We start from the raw sequence: 15978 nt of genomic DNA, 5'->3' as shown, positions 1-15978 counted from the left end.
GTACCTGTTGTCCCACAAATAGTGTCAGGGAGGAGGCCGGGCGCGGCCGGCCGCAGCCCGCAGATCGGCCCGGGGGCACGATTCACGGGGGGCGTATGCTAGCATACGAGCCCCGCGAAACACCTATCCTGGCAGATGAAGCGTGCTCAGGGTGACCATGAATCGTTTGAGAGTTCCGTAGATGACCAACCCTGCGCTGATCGAAGAGCTGAAGACCCTGGTGGAGCCCGGCAAGGTGCTTACCGATGCCGATTCCCTCAACACCTACGGCAAGGACTGGACCAAGCATTTCGCCCCTGCGCCGCTGGCGATTGCCTTCCCCAAGAGCATCGAGCAGGTGCAAGCGATCGTCCGTTGGGCCAATCAGCACAAGGTTGCACTGGTGCCGTCCGGTGGCCGTACCGGGCTTTCCGCTGGCGCCGTGGCGGCCAATGGCGAAGTGGTCGTCGCCTTCGACTACATGAACCAGATTCTTGAGTTCAACGAATTCGACCGCACCGCCGTGTGCCAGCCGGGTGTGGTGACCAAGCAGCTGCAGATGTTCGCCGAAGATAAAGGCCTGTACTACCCGGTGGACTTCGCCTCGGCAGGCTCCAGTCAGATTGGTGGCAATATCGGCACCAATGCCGGCGGGATCAAGGTGATTCGCTACGGCATGACCCGTAATTGGGTCGCAGGTTTGAAAGTGGTCACCGGCACCGGCGAGTTGCTGGAGCTGAACAAGGACCTGATCAAGAACGCCACCGGCTACGACATGCGCCAGCTGTTTATCGGCGCCGAAGGCACCCTGGGTTTTGTGGTTGAAGCGACCATGCGCCTGGACCGTGCGCCGAAGAACCTCACTGCGATGGTGCTCGGCACGCCGGACTTCGATTCGATCATGCCGGTGCTGCACGCCTTCCAGAACAAGCTGGACCTGACTGCTTTCGAGTTCTTCTCCGACAAGGCCCTGGCCAAGATCATGGCCCGTGGCGATGTGCCGGCGGCGTTTGAAACGGACTGCCCGTTCTACGCCCTGCTGGAATTCGAAGCCACCACCGAGGAAGTCTCCGAAGCGGCCCTGGCCACCTTCGAGCATTGCGTCGAGCAAGGCTGGGTGCTGGATGGCGTGATGAGCCAGAGCGAGCAACAACTGCAGAACCTGTGGAAGCTGCGCGAGTACATCTCGGAGACCATCAGCCACTGGACGCCGTACAAGAACGACATCTCGGTCACCGTCTCCAAGGTGCCGGCGTTCTTACATGACATCGACGCCATCGTCGGCGAGCACTACCCGGATTTCGAAATCGTCTGGTTCGGCCATATCGGCGACGGGAACCTGCACCTGAATATCTTGAAGCCGGAGAACCTGTCCAAGGACGAATTCTTCGCCAAGTGCGCCACGGTCAACAAGTGGGTGTTCGAGACCGTGCAGAAGTACAACGGCTCGATCAGCGCCGAACACGGCGTGGGCATGACCAAGCGCGATTACCTGACCTACAGCCGCTCGGAAGCCGAGATTGGCTATATGAAGGCGATCAAGGCGGTGTTTGACCCGAACGGGATTATGAACCCGGGCAAGATCTTCCCGCTCTGACGGCTCAAGCCATTGCTAAAGGCGTTCAACCGTAGCGCTAGCCAGGCTGCGCCTTTAGTCGAAACGACAGCGCGGCCTCACTCGTCCAGCATGAGCAATCCATTATTCAGCAGGCACAGGAGTCGGTGATGAGTTACCAGCACCAGTATGTCGATGGCACCCATATCCACTTCCCCATGGGCAAGGTGGTGTGTATTGGCCGTAATTACGCCGAACATGCCAAGGAACTGAATAACCCGGTGCCGACCGAGCCCTTGCTGTTTATCAAGGCGGGCAGTTGTGTGGTGCCGCTGGATGACGGCTTTACCCTGGTTGAGGGTAAGGGCGATGTGCATTACGAGGCGGAAATTGCCGTGCTGATTGGCAAGCCGCTGTCGCGCACGCCGAATGCTGAGGAAGTACGCGATGCGATTTCCGGCTTTGCCCCAGCGTTAGACCTGACCCTGCGCGACCTGCAGGCGACGCTCAAGGCCAAGGGCTACCCCTGGGAAATCGCCAAGTCGTTTGACGGTGCCTGTGTGTTGGCGCCCTTTATTCCGGGTGATGCGATTGAGGATTTGGCGGATATTGGCATTCGTCTGGCGATCAACGGTGAAGTACGGCAGGACGGCAACAGCCGCGACATGCTCAACCCGATTCTGCCGATGATCCAGCACATCTGCGGGCATTTCAGCTTACAGCCTGGCGATGTCATCCTTACCGGCACACCTGCGGGTGTGGGGGCGCTGCACAAAGGTGATGAGCTGGTTCTGGAACTGGTTGGCCATAGTCGTTTCGCCAGCCGCGCGCTCTAGCCGACGCCTGACCCGCAGCCTTGTTGGTGCAGGCACCTGGAGGTGCCTGCTGGCTTTGCGGTTTAACAGAAACTTAAGCGTAGCGCTCTAGTCTGACTGCCATCGTTCTTATATGAGTTGTGTGCGATGTCGATCTGGATTGCCCCACGGGGGCCGCTTTACCGGCGGATACTGCTGGTTGTTCTGCTGGCGGCTGGCCTGTTTTCAGCCAGTTATCTGCATTGGGATGATCGGCTGGCTTTTTGGGCCAAAGAGCAGCGGGTGAATGCCGACGAGCAGGCGCAGAGCATCTGGCTGCCGGGTTATCGGGCGATCCTGCAAGGCAAGCCCCTACAGGGGCTCGAAAACGAGGAGTTGTCCGGGCTGACCTACAGCGCCGAGACCAACACGCTGTTCACCGTCACCGGGAAACGTCCACAGCTAATCGAGCTGACCCTCACGGGAGAGGTGATTCGGCGCATCGTTCTGCATGGCTTTGCCAACCCTGAAGGGGTGGAAATGCTCTCCGGTGGTCGCTTGGCGATTATTGATGAGCGCAAGCGCACCCTCACCACGTTCAAGCTCGGCGCGCTGACCCATAGCCTGGAATTTGCCGACTTGGCCTCTTATGACCTGGGGTTTGCCGATGCCGGCAATAAGGGCTTCGAGGGGATTGCCTGGGACGGTCGCAATGAGCGCGTGCTACTGGGTAAGGAGCGTGGCCCATTGGGTCTGTTCAGTCTGCCGTTTCCCGGTGAGGAGGGCGCCGCCGGTACCCTGCAGCCGATGACGTCCGGGCATCTGTTTCTGCGTGATATTTCCTCGTTGAGCTACGACGCCCGCACTGGTCATGCGCTGGTGCTGTCAGATGAATCGCGGCTGCTGCTGGAAGTGGACGAGCAGGGCGAGCCGGTCAGCTTTATCAGCCTGGCCCGAGGCATGAATGGCCTGCAGCGTGGCATCGCTCAGGCCGAAGGGGTGACCATGGATGCGGACGGCAATATTTATATCGTCAGCGAGCCCAACCTGTTCTATGTGTTGCGCAAAGAACCGGCGAGCGCGCCGCCCGCCCAAGCGGATTAAGCTTGGGTTAAGCACCGATTAAGCCTGATTTCAGCTATGCCTTCTATTCTGGTTACATCAACTAACCAACTGGAGGGTTATCCCATGAAGCGTTTCACCTTGGCTTTACTGCTGGCACCACTGTTTTCTACTGCCGCACTGGCGACAGGCTATACCGGCCCTGGCGCGGTCGCCCAAGTCACCACGGTGGCCGCGGCGCTGGAGGCTGCTGACGACACGCCAGTGCTGCTGCAAGGGCAAATCGTCAAGCGTCTGCAGGACGAGCTCTATGAATTCAAGGATGCCAGCGGCACCATCACGGTTGAAATCGACGATGAGCACTGGCCAGCCCAGGCTATTTCCGAAACGGCGACAGTGAAGATCACCGGCGAAGTCGACCTTGATCTGACCAGCCGCGAAATCGATGTCGAGCACCTTGAACTGGTCAAGTAACTCGCCCCATCGAGTATTTACGTAAGCCCGAAGCCTCGCTTCGGGCTTACGCCGTTTTGTCACCGGTTATTGTTGAGAGTGCAGCGCGATGCGAGATCATTTCACCCTGAAACGCCTGCTGCTGAGTCTTGCTGCGCTGCTGTTGCTGTTACTTGCACTCTTCGCGCAGGAATACCGCCTGTTCGAGCGAGCCTGGTTCAACGTGCAGCAGTGGCAACAGGCGAGCACCGGCCAGCAGGCGCCAATGCTGCTCTCGGACTATCAGGTGGATATCGAGGCGCAGGTGATTGAGGGGTTGGATGATGATGTCTCGGCGCTGACCTACGACCCGGACCGCAAGAGCCTGTTTACCGTAACCAATCAGAAGGCGCAGCTGATCGAGCTGTCGCTGGATGGCAAGTTACTGCGGCGTATCGACCTACATGGTTTTGGCGATGCCGAGGCGGTCGAGTACATCGGCAAGGGCTTGTATGTAATCACTGACGAGCGACGTCAGCGGCTGATCAAGGTGCGCGTGGATGACGGCACCACAGCCCTGCATGCCGAGCAGTCCCAACAGCTGTCCTTGAGCATTGGTCTGAGTGGCAACAAGGGCTTTGAGGGGTTGGCCTACGACTCGGTCGGCCAGCGCCTGTTTGTCGCCAAGGAGCGCGATCCACTGCGTATCTACGAAATCCATGGCTTCCCCCAGCTCGATTCGGCGCAGCCGTTTGCCGTGCATGTGGTGGATGACCGGCAGCGCGACGCTAGGTTGTTTGTGCGTGACCTTTCCAGCCTGCAGTTCGATGAGCGCAGCGGGCACTTGCTCGCGTTATCCGACGAGTCGCGGCTGGTGCTGGAGCTGGACACCGAGGGCAAACCGATCAGCAGCCTGTCACTGCTGAGGGGCCGAAACGGTCTTAAGCGCAGTGTGCCTCAAGGCGAAGGGATTGCGATGGATGACCAGGGCACCCTTTACCTGGTCAGCGAGCCGAACCTGTTCTACCGCTTCAAGAAGCCTGGGGCTTAAGCCGTGACGTAAGCGCGGCGGTTGAGGGTTGCAACAGGCGAGCGGTCTTCCATTCAAAGCCCAGGGTTAAGCCGATGGCGGCGCAGGCCAGGCCACCGGCCAGCCCCCACCACACGCCATGAGCGCCCCAGCCCAGCGGGAAGGCCAGCGTCCAGGCCAGCGGCGCCCCCACGGCCCAATAGCAGCCGAGGCCTACCCAGAAGGTGGTCTTGGCGTCCTTGAGGCCACGGATCGCGCCCATGGCGATGGTTTGGATGCCGTCGAAGAACTCGAACCAAGCGGCAATCGCCAGCAGGGCCACGGCCAGCGCTACCACCTCGTGATAGGTCTGGTCTGCAGCGTCGAGAAACAGTCCAATCACCCAGTGCGGGGCGAGCCAGAATAGGCCGGCAAACCCCAGCATGCACAGCGCGCCCAGGCCCAGCCCGAGGCGCCCGGCTTGCCTGGCTTGCAGCAGGCGGCCGGCGCCGAAGTGTTGGCCGATGCGGAAGGTCACTGCGTAGGAAATCCCCACCGGCACCATAAACGCCACGTACACCGACATGATCGCGATCTGGTGTGCCGCCAGTTGCGTGCTGCCCAGCGCGCCCATGCACAGCGCGGCAAAGGCAAACAGGCCTGACTCCACCGCATAGGTGCCGCCAATCGGCAGGCCTAGGCGCAGCAGTTCTTTCAGCTCAGCCCACACCGGCCGTAGCAGGCCGCGCCACAGAGGGTAAGGGCTGTAGGCGCTGTGGTGCAGTACATGCCAGGCCAGTAGAAGCGCCATGATATTCATCACCACGGCAGTCACCAGACCGATCCCGGCCAGGCCCAGCGGCGGCAGGCCGAACCAGCCCTTGATCAGGGCATAGTTGAGGATGAAGTTGGCCAGCGCCCCGCCAATGCTGATGGCCATTACCGGGCCAGGGCGGCCGATGGCGCTGGTAAAACCGCGCAGCGCCATAAAACTCATATAGCCGGGCAGGGCATACACCAGGGTTGAGAGAAACTGCATGGCGCCGCTGACGTTCTCCGGCTGCTGGCCGAAATACAGCAGTGCCGGGCCGAGGTGCCACAGCGCCAGCCCGGCCAGCAGCGCCAGCCCCCAGCCGAGCCACAGGCCGTTCTGGGTCAACCGGGTCACTCCGGCTGCGTCATTGGCGCCGTGACGGATCGCCACCAGGTTGCCGACCGAGGCAATCACCCCGACGCAGAAGATCGAGACAAAGGAGTAGCTGGCCGCCCCCAGGCCGCCTGCTGCCAGAGTGGCGGGGCCGAGCAGGCCCATCATCACGGTGTCGGTAAACACCATTAGTACGTGCGCCAGTTGCGCCGCAATTAGCGGCCCGGCAAGTTTCAAGATGGCGCGTAACTCGCCACGAAGCGGTTGCAGCATGATGAGTTCTACTCAGTTAGAAGGCTTGCTCGGGTGCTCCGTGCAGGCAGAGAATGCGCAATTTTCCTGCGCTATTGGTGCCGGCACAAAAGGATAATAGCGATGCCAGATATGACTATTACTCATGGATTAACCTTATGAGCCCGCGCTTGCCGCCGCTGTATGCCTTACGCGCCTTTGAAGCGGCAGCACGGCACTGCTCCTTCACCCGCGCCGGCGAAGAGTTGGCGATTACCCAGAGTGCGGTCAGCCGCCATGTGCGCACCCTTGAAGAGCACTTTGCCTGTCGCCTGTTTGAGCGCCGGGGCCGCAGCCTGCAACTCACCGAGACGGCGCGCCTACTACTGCCGGGGCTGCGTGATGGCTTTGAGGCGCTGGAGCGCGCCTGCAACACCCTGCGCGTCGATGACAGCGTGCTGCGCCTAAAAGCCCCCTCGACACTGACCATGCGTTGGTTGCTGGCGCGCCTGTCGCATTACCGCCTGAGCAGTGCCAGCGAAGTGCAGCTGACCAGTGCCTGGATGGATGTGGACAAGGTGGACTTTCTGCATGAGCCGTTCGACTGCGCGGTGCTGCTCGGGCAGGGCGACTTTCCGGAGGAATGGGAAAGCACTGAGCTGTTTGCCGAGTGGCTGATCCCCGTCTGCGCGCCTGAGGCGTTGACTGAGGAGCCCTGGGATCTGTCGCGTCTGCAGGCCGCCGAGTTGTTGCACCCCACCCCGGATCGCCGCGATTGGCGGCGCTGGTTGCAGGCCATGGGGCTGGCCGATCAAGTGCCGCTCAAGGGTGGCCAGGTGTTCGACACCCTGGAGCTGGGCATCGTGGCGGCCGCGCGCGGTTATGGCGTATCCATCGGCGACTTGGTGATGGTCGCCGAGGATGTCGCGCAAGGGCGGCTCGGCTTGCCTTGGCCCAGTGCAGTGCCCAGCGGCGACCGCTACTACCTGGTTTGGCCCAAGGCGCGGCGTGGTCAGGAGCGTTTCCGGCGGCTGCGTGATTATCTGTTGGCTGACGTAGCGGCCATGCAATTACCGCCAGTGCAGCGCCTGCCGGGGGATTAAATCAGCTGCGCCAAGGCGTAAAAAATATTGGACTAATGAATTGCGCGCTTTAAGTTTTTATTATTATTTTTCAATGGCTTATTGGTTGTTAGTCGAAAGTTTACTGCCGTCTTGATGGGCGTTTGTCAAACAATTTGCACTTATTCGTTTGACATATTTTACGGCTTTGGCAGACTTGCTCGCAGGGTTTAGGGGCTTCTAAGTCCTTAAGCCACGCGCACAACAGGGTGCGTGCCACAGTGTTTGACGCCCTGCATAGCAATGGCCGGCTGTCCGGCCCCAAGGTGAAGTATGTCCAACAACGATACCAACAAGCGCCCAGCGGCGCGTAAACCGGTGGTCCTGATGTCTATGGGCACCCAGGAACGCAAAGGCCACGCTTATCAGGTCATGACCCACAAATACATCACGCCGTTGGCGGAGATAGCTGGCTGTGTGCCGGTATTGGCCCCGAGCTGCTGTGGCGTCGATGACATCGACCAGTACCTGTCCATGGTTGATGGTGTGTACCTGACGGGTGCGGGGAGCAATATCGACCCGGCGCTTTATGGTCAGAAGAACAAGACTCCGAGCAAGGGCCAGGATAAAGAGCGTGATCTGTTCGATATTCCGCTGATTCGCGCGGCCCTCAAGCGCGGTTTGCCGTTGTTCGCCATTTGCCGTGGTATGCAGGAAATAAACGTGGCGCTGGGTGGCACCATTCACCAGAAAGCCTACGAAGTGCCGGGCTTGAACGATCACCGTGAAGACTCCAACGACCCAGTGGCAGTGCAGTACGCCGACAGCCATACCGTGCAGGCGCTGCCCGGTAGCTGGTTTGCTGAGCTGATGGGCGATGCGGCGTTTCCGGTTAATTCGCTGCATGGCCAGGCGCTTGATCAGTTGGGTGAGGGCGTTGAGGCTCTGGCCCACGCCGAAGATGGTTTGGTTGAGGCGATTCACCTGCCGGGCGTTGAGCAGTTCACCTTGGCGGTGCAATGGCACCCGGAGTGGCAGGCCGCGCAAAACCCGCATTCGGTGAAAATCTTCAAAGCGTTTGGCGACGCTTGCCGTGAGTACGCCGCACAGCGCGACTAACACTCCGCTTTGCCCTGCGGCATAAAGAAGCCCCGCATGCGGGGCTTCTTTATGCCGGTGATTCAGGTCGCGCTGCCGCTGGGGCGGTACTGCAAGGCTTCGCCCAGATGATTGCGGCTGATATCTGCGGCGCCGTCCAGGTCGGCCAGGGTGCGTGCCACTTTTAATACGCGGTGAGCGGCGCGCAGGCTCAGGCCCAGGCGCTCGCAGGCGTTTTCCAGCCACTGGCGGTCGGCGTCGGGCAAGCGGCAATGCTGTTGCACGCCGTTAAGGTCGAGGTGCGCGTTGCTGCAGCCTTGGCGTTCCAGTTGCTGCTGACGTGCTTTAACCACCTGAGCGGCCAGCTCGGCGCTGCCTGGACCGGGCTCAGTGCTGGGGTTGAGGCGGGTGGTTTCGCGCGGCACCGTCAGGTGCAGGTCGATACGGTCGAGAAAAGGCCCGGAGAGTTTGTTGCGGTAGCGTTGGATTTGCTCGCTGCTGCAACGGCAGCGCCCGGAAGGGTCGCCCAGGTGGCCGCAGGGGCAGGGGTTCATCGCCGCCACCAACTGGAAGCGCGCGGGAAAACGTACCTTGTCGCGGGCACGGGCAATCACGATATGCCCGCTTTCCAGCGGCTCGCGCAGGACCTCTAGCACCTTGCGATCAAACTCGGGCAGCTCATCTAAAAACAACACGCCGTGATGGGCCAAGGTGATTTCGCCCGGTTGCGGGCGACTGCCGCCCCCCACCAGCGCCGGGCCCGATGCGCTGTGATGCGGTGTACGAAACGGTCTTTGCGGCCAGGCGTTCAGCGGCGTGTGGCTGGCCACGGAATGGATGGCGGCTACTTCCAGTGCTTCCGCCTCGTTGAGGGGCGGCAGTAAGCCAGGCAGGCGGCTGGCCAGCAGGGTTTTGCCGGTGCCGGGCGGGCCGGTAAACAGCAAATTATGCGAGCCTGCGGCGGCCACCAACAGTGCGCGTTTGGCGGCAATCTGGCCCTGTACTTCGGCTAGGTCAGGGTAGGGCAATACTTGGCGCAGCAGGCCTTGCGCTTGAAACGGCGCAATCGGTGTTTGGCCGTTAAGGTGCGCGGCAACTTCTAGCAAGTGCTCGACGGCAATCACCGTCAGCCCAGACGCCAGGCTGGCTTCCTCGGCATTGGCCTTGGGCACCACCAGGGTGCGTCCGGCGGCGCGGGCCGCCAGTGCCGCAGGCAATACGCCTTGCACCGGGCGAATCGCCCCGGACAGCGCCAGTTCACCTAAGCATTCGAGCTGTTCCAGCGCCGCCGCAGGAACCTGGCCGCTGGCAGCGAGAATGCCGAGGGCAATCGCCAAGTCGAAACGGGCGCCGTCCTTGGGCAGATCGGCCGGGGCCAGATTGAGGGTGATGCGTCGGGGCGGAAAGTCGAAGGCGCAGTTGAGGATGGCACTGCGCACGCGGTCCTTGCTTTCCTTGACCGCGGTTTCTGGCAAGCCGACCAGCGCCAGTGAGGGCAGGCCATTGGCCAAGTGGGCCTCGACGGTGACGGCGGGCGCTTCAACGCCAACTTGGGCGCGGCTGTGGACTATGGCCAGGGACATCGATCACTCCTTGATCGGCAGATGCATCCGCTTGGGTATTACTCGTTGGGCGCGGTGGTGGCTGCGTTGCGGGCTTCCATCTCGCTGACCTTGGCTTCGAGGGCTTCCAGGCGAGCGCGGGTGCGGGCTAATACGACCATCTGGCTGTCGAATTCGTCGCGGCTGACCAGGTCGAGTTTGCTGAAGGCGCTTTGCAACAGCACCTTGAACTGGGCTTCGAATTCACTGCGCGGCAAGGGCGCATCGCCGTTGAACAGGCGCGAGGCATGGGTGGTCAGGGCGTCTAGCAGGGCTTTAGGTGGCAGCATAATGAGGTTCCGTTTACAGATGGCGGCAGTGTAGCACGCAGTTTTAACCGGCTTGCCGGGTGCGCTTGGCGTGGGATGGAGGCTGCTTGCACGGTTTTCGCGCGCGGCTCAGCGGGCTGTTGCACCGTTGTTGTGCGCTGGCTGTTGGCTATTACTGGGCTAAAACGCCCGTTTACTGGGTAACTGCATGAAATAAATCGGTTTTACCTGACCTGGCAAGCTTTCTGCTTTGTCTCCTGCGACGCAAGCACTGATGCAGTTCCGGTGCGTCAGGCGAAGCGGGGAAGTGTTTCGTTGGGAGCGGTTGCTGAGTATCGGTGCCGTTGGATCAGGGCTGCGATGCATTACAAAAGCCAGGCACTGCGCTTAGACTTGGACCGGGTTCGTAATTCCTGGGGCAAGTCCACCATACACGGGAGAGAGTTTCATGAAGCTAGTCACTGCCATCATCAAGCCGTTCAAGCTGGACGACGTTCGTGAGTCACTGTCGGAGATCGGCGTGCAGGGCATCACGGTCACTGAAGTCAAAGGTTTTGGTCGTCAGAAGGGCCATACCGAACTGTACCGCGGCGCTGAATACGTGGTCGATTTCTTGCCAAAAGTGAAAATCGACGTGGCCATCGCTGACGATCAACTCGATCGTGTGATCGAGGCCATCACCAAAGCTGCCAACACCGGCAAGATCGGTGACGGCAAGATTTTCGTTGTAAACCTGGAACAGGCCATCCGCATCCGTACCGGCGAAACCGGCACCGACGCAGTTTAAGCCTCCGCACGAACCCCCACGCCCCAGGAGTTAAACCATGACTCTGCGAAAAATCGCAGGGCTAGGAGCCCTTTTGTCTCTCGTTCCTGGCTATGCCATGGCCGAAGAGGCAAGCCTGAACAGCGGCGACACCGCTTGGATGTTGGTCGCCACTGTACTGGTGCTGTTTATGACCATTCCCGGTCTGGCGCTTTTCTACGCTGGCATGGTGCGTTCGAAGAACGTGCTGTCAGTGCTGATGCAGTGTTTTGCGATTACCGGGTTGATCAGCATTCTTTGGGTCGTCTATGGCTACAGCATGGCCTTCGACACGACTGGCATGGAGCAGGGGGTACTTAACCTCAACTCCTTCGTCGGTGGTTTCTCCAAAGCCTTCCTTTCTGGTTTGACTCTAGACAGCCTGGTGGCTGGGATTCCGGAGAGTGTCTTCATCACCTTCCAGATGACCTTTGCCATCATCACCCCTGCGCTGATTGTCGGTGCCTTTGCCGAGCGCATGAAGTTCTCGGCCATGCTGATCTTCATGGTGGTGTGGTTCACCCTGGTCTATGCGCCTATCGCGCACATGGTCTGGAGTGGCGACGGTGCTTTGATGTGGGACTGGGGCGTGCTCGACTTCGCGGGCGGCACCGTGGTGCACATCAACGCGGGTATTGCCGGTCTGGTGGCCTGTCTGGTGCTGGGCAAGCGTAAGGGCTTTCCTACTACGGCGATGCCGCCGCACAACCTCGGCTACACCCTGATCGGTGCAAGCATGCTTTGGGTCGGCTGGTTCGGCTTCAATGCAGGCTCTGCGCTGGCCGCCAACGGCAGCGCCGGTATGGCCATGCTGGTGACTCAGATTGCCACCGCTACAGCGGCGCTGAGCTGGATGTTCGCTGAGTGGATCACCCATCGCAAACCCAGCGTTCTGGGCATTGCCTCGGGTGCTGTGGCGGGTCTGGTGGCGATCACGCCGGCCTCCGGTACCGCGGGGCCGATGGGCGCTCTGGCGATTGGTCTGGCCAGTGGGGTGATCTGCTTCTTCTGCGCCACCAGCCTGAAACGCAAGCTGGGTTATGACGATTCCCTCGATGTATTCGGCGTGCATGCCGTGGGCGGGATTGTCGGCGCTATTCTCACTGGGGCGTTCGCCGCGCCCGCCTTGGGCGGCTTCGGCGCGGTGGAAGACATTGCGGGGCAGTTGTGGATTCAGTTCAAAGGGGTGGCCTTCACGGTGGTGTACACCGCTGTGGTGACCTTCGTAATCCTGAAAGTGATCGACCTAGTAATGGGCCTGCGTGTCAGTGAAGAGGAAGAGACCATCGGTCTCGATCTCGCCCTGCATAACGAGCGCGGCTACAACCTGTAAGCACACGGAGTGCGTCCGGCGCCAACCCGGACGCCTTAACCGAATAGCGCTAAAAAGCGTAACGGCAAGAGGTGAACCATGGACAACACAGCATTGACTGCACTGCAGTACGGTTTTGATACCTTCTACTTTTTGATTTGCGGCGCTCTGGTGATGTGGATGGCAGCAGGTTTTGCCATGCTCGAATCCGGTCTGGTGCGGGCCAAAAACACTACTGAAATTCTCACCAAGAACATCGCCCTGTACGCAGTGGCGAGCATCATGTACCTGGTGATCGGCTACCACATCATGTACTCCAGCCCGGAAGGCGGCATCCTGCCAAGCCTGGGTTTCCTGTTGGGTGACGAGCACAGCGTTGAGTCGGTCTTGGCCGGCGGTGACGACGCGCCTTACTACTCGGCGCGTTCGGACTTCTTCTTCCAGGTGGTGTTCGCTGCGACCTGCATGTCGATCGTGTCCGGTGCTGTGGCTGAGCGCATGAAGCTGTTTGCCTTCCTGGCATTCGCGGTGGTCATGACCGGTTTCATCTATCCGGTACAGGGCTTCTGGAAATGGGGTTCGGGCTTCCTCAACGAAGCCGGCTTCCTCGACTTCGCCGGCTCCGGTGTGGTGCACATGGCGGGCGCAACTGCTGCTCTGGCTGGCGTACTGCTGCTCGGCGCACGTAAAGGCAAGTACGGCCCGAATGGCCAGGTCAACGCCATTCCGGGTGCCAACCTGCCAATGGCTGCGTTGGGTACCTTCATCCTGTGGATGGGCTGGTTCGGCTTCAACGGTGGCTCGCAGCTGAAGATGAGCACCATCGAAGACGCCAACGCCGTGGCCAACGTGTTTGTGAACACCAACATGTCCGCTGCCGGTGGCTTGATCGCGGCGCTGATCGTGGCACGCATCCTGTTCGGCAAGGCTGACCTGACCATGGCCCTTAACGGTGCCCTGGCTGGCCTGGTGGCTATTACTGCCGAACCGCTGACCCCAACAGCCATGCAGGCCACTCTGATCGGTGGTGTGGGCGGCGTGCTGGTGGTGTTCTCGATCCTCGCGCTGGACAAGCTCAAACTCGACGATCCTGTCGGCGCCATCTCGGTGCACGGTGTGGTCGGTATCTGGGGCCTGCTGGCGGTTTGCCTGACCAATAGCGACGCGACGCTGGGCGCACAGCTGCTCGGTATCGGTTCGATCTTCGCCTGGGTCTTCGTTTGCAGCCTGATCGTCTGGTCCATCATCAAGCTGGTGATGGGGCTGCGCGTCAGTGAAGAAGAGGAATACGAGGGTGTGGATATCGCCGAGTGCGGTATGGAAGCCTACCCGGAATTCACCAAGCGTTAATTCCTGCTGGGTTTGAACAAGGGCGCCTAATGGCGCCCTTTGTTTTTTCTGTGGGTCGGAAAAGTCTGCTGTTTTTAGGCACGCGCGCGGTTGTGATCCAGCAGCAACAGACCCTAAAATGCGCGCCGTTGAGTGCCGCTCGCCGATGCGTAGCGCTCAGCCCAGGCAAGACCATTGGATTTTTTATCAGCGGCGTTAGAAAGCTGACGCCGCTGGGCTATAACTACTCTGCTTTTCGCAAGTCATGAGGTTGGAACATGAGCGACGATGATCTGGAAAACGACGAATTAGAAAGCGCTGACGAAGACGAAGGTGAGGAGCTGGCTGCCGCTGATGATGGCGACACTAGCGATGACGACGACAGCGACGATGAAGTTGTAGTCACCAGCAAGCCTAAAAAAGCCAAGGCTGCTGTCTCGGTAGAAGACTTGCCGAGCGTTGAAGCCAAGCAGAAAGACCGTGATGCCCTGGCCCGCGCCATGGAGGAGTTTCTCTCGCGTGGCGGCAAGGTGCAGGAGGTCGAGCCGAATGTGGTCTCCGACCCGCCCAAGAAGCCCGAAGGCAAATACGGCAGCCGCCCTATCTAAGCGCCTGCGGTAACACAAAAAAGCCCACAGGCCATAAGCCTGTGGGCTTTTTTGTGGCGTTAAGGGTTGCTTACGCCCAGCTGTGCAGCAAGGTCGGCAACTCTGCCAAGCTGCGGATCTCTCCATCCGGGTGGTTGTCGGCCTCCCAAGCTTTGCCCAGGGGGTTGAACCAGATGGCGCGCAGACCCGCCGCCTGAGCCCCGGCAATATCATCGCTGGGGTGGTCGCCAATATGCACCGCGTGTTCGGCGGCAATGCCGGCGCGCTTCAGGGCTTCGGTGAACGGTTTCGGGTCAGGTTTGCCGACGCCCAATTCTTCGGCGCAGAGGGCGAATTGGAAGTAGTCCGCCAGGCCGAGACGGCGCACATCGGCATTGCCGTTGGTGATAACCCCAAGCTGAAAGCGATTAGCCAGGGCTTCAAGTGTGGGGTGCACCTCAGCAAACAGTTCGACCTGATGGCGCGCCGCAAGGAAGATCTGAAAGCCGGCCTCGGCCAGCGCCTGCGCCTCGCTGTGCGGGTAACCCGCGTCTGTCAGGGCATGCAGGAGGATGCGCCGGCGCAGCTCACTGAGGCGGTGCTTGAGCATGGGTTCGGCCAGCAGCAGGCTGGCACGAATTGACCACAGATGCTCCACCGGCACAGCGCCGAGGCGCGGCGCGTGCAGAGCCAGCCAGTTACGCAGCGCCGCTTCGGCGTCCTGCATCACCGGGGTGACATCCCACAGAGTGTCGTCAAGGTCGAAGGTGATCAGCTGAATACTCATTCTGTGCTGCCTTTGCGTTTGGCCCGTGGGTGAGCCTGGTCATAGACCGTGGCCAGGTGCTGGAAATCCAGGTGGGTGTATATCTGCGTGGTGGCGATGTCAGCATGGCCGAGCAGTTCCTGCACCGCGCGCAAGTCTTGGGACGACTCCAGCATATGGCTGGCGAAGCTGTGACGCAGCATATGCGGATGCAGGTGCTGACCCAGTTCGCGTACGCCGGCTTGGCGCACCCGCAGCTGCACGGCTCGCGGGCCGATACGCCGGCCTTGCTGGCTGATAAACACAGCGCCATCGGCAGGCTTGGCCAGGGCGCGTAACGGCAACCAGTGCTCCATGGCCTGACGTGCCATGCGGCCGATGGGCAGCTCGCGGGTTTTGTTGCCTTTACCGGTGACGCGTACCAGGCCGGCGGGCAGGTCGAGGCCGTCCAGGTTGAGGCTGACCAGCTCCGACAGGCGCAACCCGGAGGAGTAGAACAGTTCCAACATCGCCTGATCACGCAGGGCGATAAAGTCGTCTTCCAGAGCACCGTCGAGCAGTTGTGCCGTGCGATCGGCGTCTAGGGTTTTTGGCAGGCGGCGTTCGCCTTTGGGCGGCATCAGGCCGCTGGCGGGGTCGCTTTCGCAGTGGCCTTCGCGAATCAGGTAACGGTACAGGCCACGGGTCGCGGAAAGCAGGCGCGCCAGGCTGCGGCTAGATTGCCCTTGCATGTGCAGGCGTCCGACCATGCGCCGCAGCCGCGCGCTGTCGAGCGCCGACCAGCGGTCAATGTGCTCGGGCGGACACAGCGCCAATAGCGTGCTCAGGTCGTGCCGATAGCCGATCAAGGTGTGCGAGGACAGCTGGCGCTCACTGCGCAGGTGTTCGAGGTAGGCGTCCAGGAGGTCTTGCATGGCAGCTCCCTACGGTGCGGTCGCTGC

The 15978-nt window shown here is 60.7% G+C and carries 16 protein-coding genes; 11 read left to right on the top strand and 5 right to left on the bottom strand.

Annotation, left to right across the window (positions count from 1 at the left end; all coding sequences use genetic code 11):
* Positions 1-181: 181 nt before the first annotated feature.
* The 5 genes from SOP97_RS02460 (at position 182) to SOP97_RS02440 (ending at position 4873) form a co-directional block, all read left to right on the top strand.
* The gene (locus SOP97_RS02460; RefSeq protein ID WP_322948109.1) at positions 182-1576 is read left to right on the top strand and encodes an FAD-binding oxidoreductase; all 1395 of its coding nucleotides are present in this window, start codon (positions 182-184) and stop codon (positions 1574-1576) included.
* Positions 1577-1704: 128 nt separating this feature from the next.
* Positions 1705-2370 carry a fumarylacetoacetate hydrolase family protein gene (locus tag SOP97_RS02455; protein WP_322948108.1) on the top strand — a complete coding sequence of 222 codons (666 nt, stop codon included), beginning with the start codon at positions 1705-1707 and terminating at the stop codon, positions 2368-2370.
* Positions 2371-2496: 126 nt separating this feature from the next.
* The gene (locus tag SOP97_RS02450) at positions 2497-3432 is read left to right on the top strand and encodes an SdiA-regulated domain-containing protein (RefSeq protein ID WP_322948107.1); all 936 of its coding nucleotides are present in this window, start codon (positions 2497-2499) and stop codon (positions 3430-3432) included.
* An 84-nt stretch (positions 3433-3516) separates the two neighbouring features.
* The gene (locus SOP97_RS02445; protein WP_322948106.1) at positions 3517-3864 is read left to right on the top strand and encodes a NirD/YgiW/YdeI family stress tolerance protein; all 348 of its coding nucleotides are present in this window, start codon (positions 3517-3519) and stop codon (positions 3862-3864) included.
* Between the two features lie 88 nt (positions 3865-3952).
* Positions 3953-4873: an SdiA-regulated domain-containing protein gene (locus tag SOP97_RS02440; protein WP_322948105.1), complete on the top strand. Its 921-nt coding sequence runs from the start codon at positions 3953-3955 to the stop codon at positions 4871-4873.
* Here SOP97_RS02440 and SOP97_RS02435 read toward each other — a convergent pair.
* A complete protein-coding gene (locus SOP97_RS02435; protein WP_322948104.1) occupies positions 4854-6251 on the bottom strand; it encodes a NorM family multidrug efflux MATE transporter in 1398 nt (465 codons plus the stop codon). The genes SOP97_RS02440 and SOP97_RS02435 overlap by 20 nt on opposite strands.
* Positions 6252-6388: 137 nt before the next feature.
* Here SOP97_RS02435 and SOP97_RS02430 point away from each other — a divergent pair, with 137 nt between their 5' ends.
* Positions 6389-7312, top strand: a complete 924-nt coding sequence (locus SOP97_RS02430) for a LysR substrate-binding domain-containing protein (protein WP_322948103.1) — start codon at positions 6389-6391, stop codon at positions 7310-7312.
* Positions 7313-7603: 291 nt separating this feature from the next.
* Complete coding sequence (locus tag SOP97_RS02425; RefSeq protein WP_274089493.1) at positions 7604-8389, top strand: gamma-glutamyl-gamma-aminobutyrate hydrolase family protein; 786 nt, start codon at positions 7604-7606, stop codon at positions 8387-8389.
* Positions 8390-8451: 62 nt separating this feature from the next.
* On the opposite strand, the gene SOP97_RS02420 is transcribed toward SOP97_RS02425, so the two are convergent.
* On the bottom strand, positions 8452-9951 hold the full coding sequence (locus SOP97_RS02420; RefSeq protein WP_322948102.1) for a YifB family Mg chelatase-like AAA ATPase: 1500 nt from the start codon (positions 9949-9951) through the stop codon (positions 8452-8454).
* Positions 9952-9989: 38 nt separating this feature from the next.
* Positions 9990-10259: an accessory factor UbiK family protein gene (locus SOP97_RS02415; RefSeq protein ID WP_322948101.1), complete on the bottom strand. Its 270-nt coding sequence runs from the start codon at positions 10257-10259 to the stop codon at positions 9990-9992.
* A gap of 427 nt (positions 10260-10686) precedes the next feature.
* Between SOP97_RS02415 and glnK the strand changes: the two genes are divergently transcribed.
* The 4 genes from glnK to sutA all read left to right on the top strand — a co-directional run bounded on the left by glnK (position 10687) and on the right by sutA (position 14292).
* Positions 10687-11025 (top strand): P-II family nitrogen regulator, encoded by a 339-nt coding sequence (gene glnK / locus SOP97_RS02410; RefSeq protein WP_021700071.1) that lies wholly within the window; start codon positions 10687-10689, stop codon positions 11023-11025.
* Positions 11026-11062: 37 nt separating this feature from the next.
* Positions 11063-12376: an ammonium transporter gene (locus SOP97_RS02405; protein WP_274088197.1), complete on the top strand. Its 1314-nt coding sequence runs from the start codon at positions 11063-11065 to the stop codon at positions 12374-12376.
* A 78-nt stretch (positions 12377-12454) separates the two neighbouring features.
* A complete protein-coding gene (locus tag SOP97_RS02400; RefSeq protein ID WP_274088198.1) occupies positions 12455-13705 on the top strand; it encodes an ammonium transporter in 1251 nt (416 codons plus the stop codon).
* 257 nt (positions 13706-13962) lie between these two features.
* Positions 13963-14292, top strand: coding sequence for a transcriptional regulator SutA (sutA, locus tag SOP97_RS02395; RefSeq protein WP_274088199.1), 330 nt, complete (start codon positions 13963-13965; stop codon positions 14290-14292).
* A 70-nt stretch (positions 14293-14362) separates the two neighbouring features.
* On the opposite strand, the gene SOP97_RS02390 is transcribed toward sutA, so the two are convergent.
* Positions 14363-15058: an HAD family hydrolase gene (locus tag SOP97_RS02390; RefSeq protein ID WP_274088201.1), complete on the bottom strand. Its 696-nt coding sequence runs from the start codon at positions 15056-15058 to the stop codon at positions 14363-14365.
* Positions 15055-15951, bottom strand: a complete 897-nt coding sequence (gene xerC / locus SOP97_RS02385; protein WP_322948100.1) for a tyrosine recombinase XerC — start codon at positions 15949-15951, stop codon at positions 15055-15057. The genes SOP97_RS02390 and xerC overlap by 4 nt, the downstream gene beginning before the upstream one ends.
* Positions 15952-15978: the final 27 nt, after the last annotated feature.

Origin of the sequence: Pseudomonas spirodelae (assembly GCF_034653255.1) — a bacterium.
GTDB lineage: Bacteria > Pseudomonadota > Gammaproteobacteria > Pseudomonadales > Pseudomonadaceae > Aquipseudomonas > Aquipseudomonas spirodelae.
This window is presented reverse-complemented; position numbering and strand designations above follow the sequence as displayed.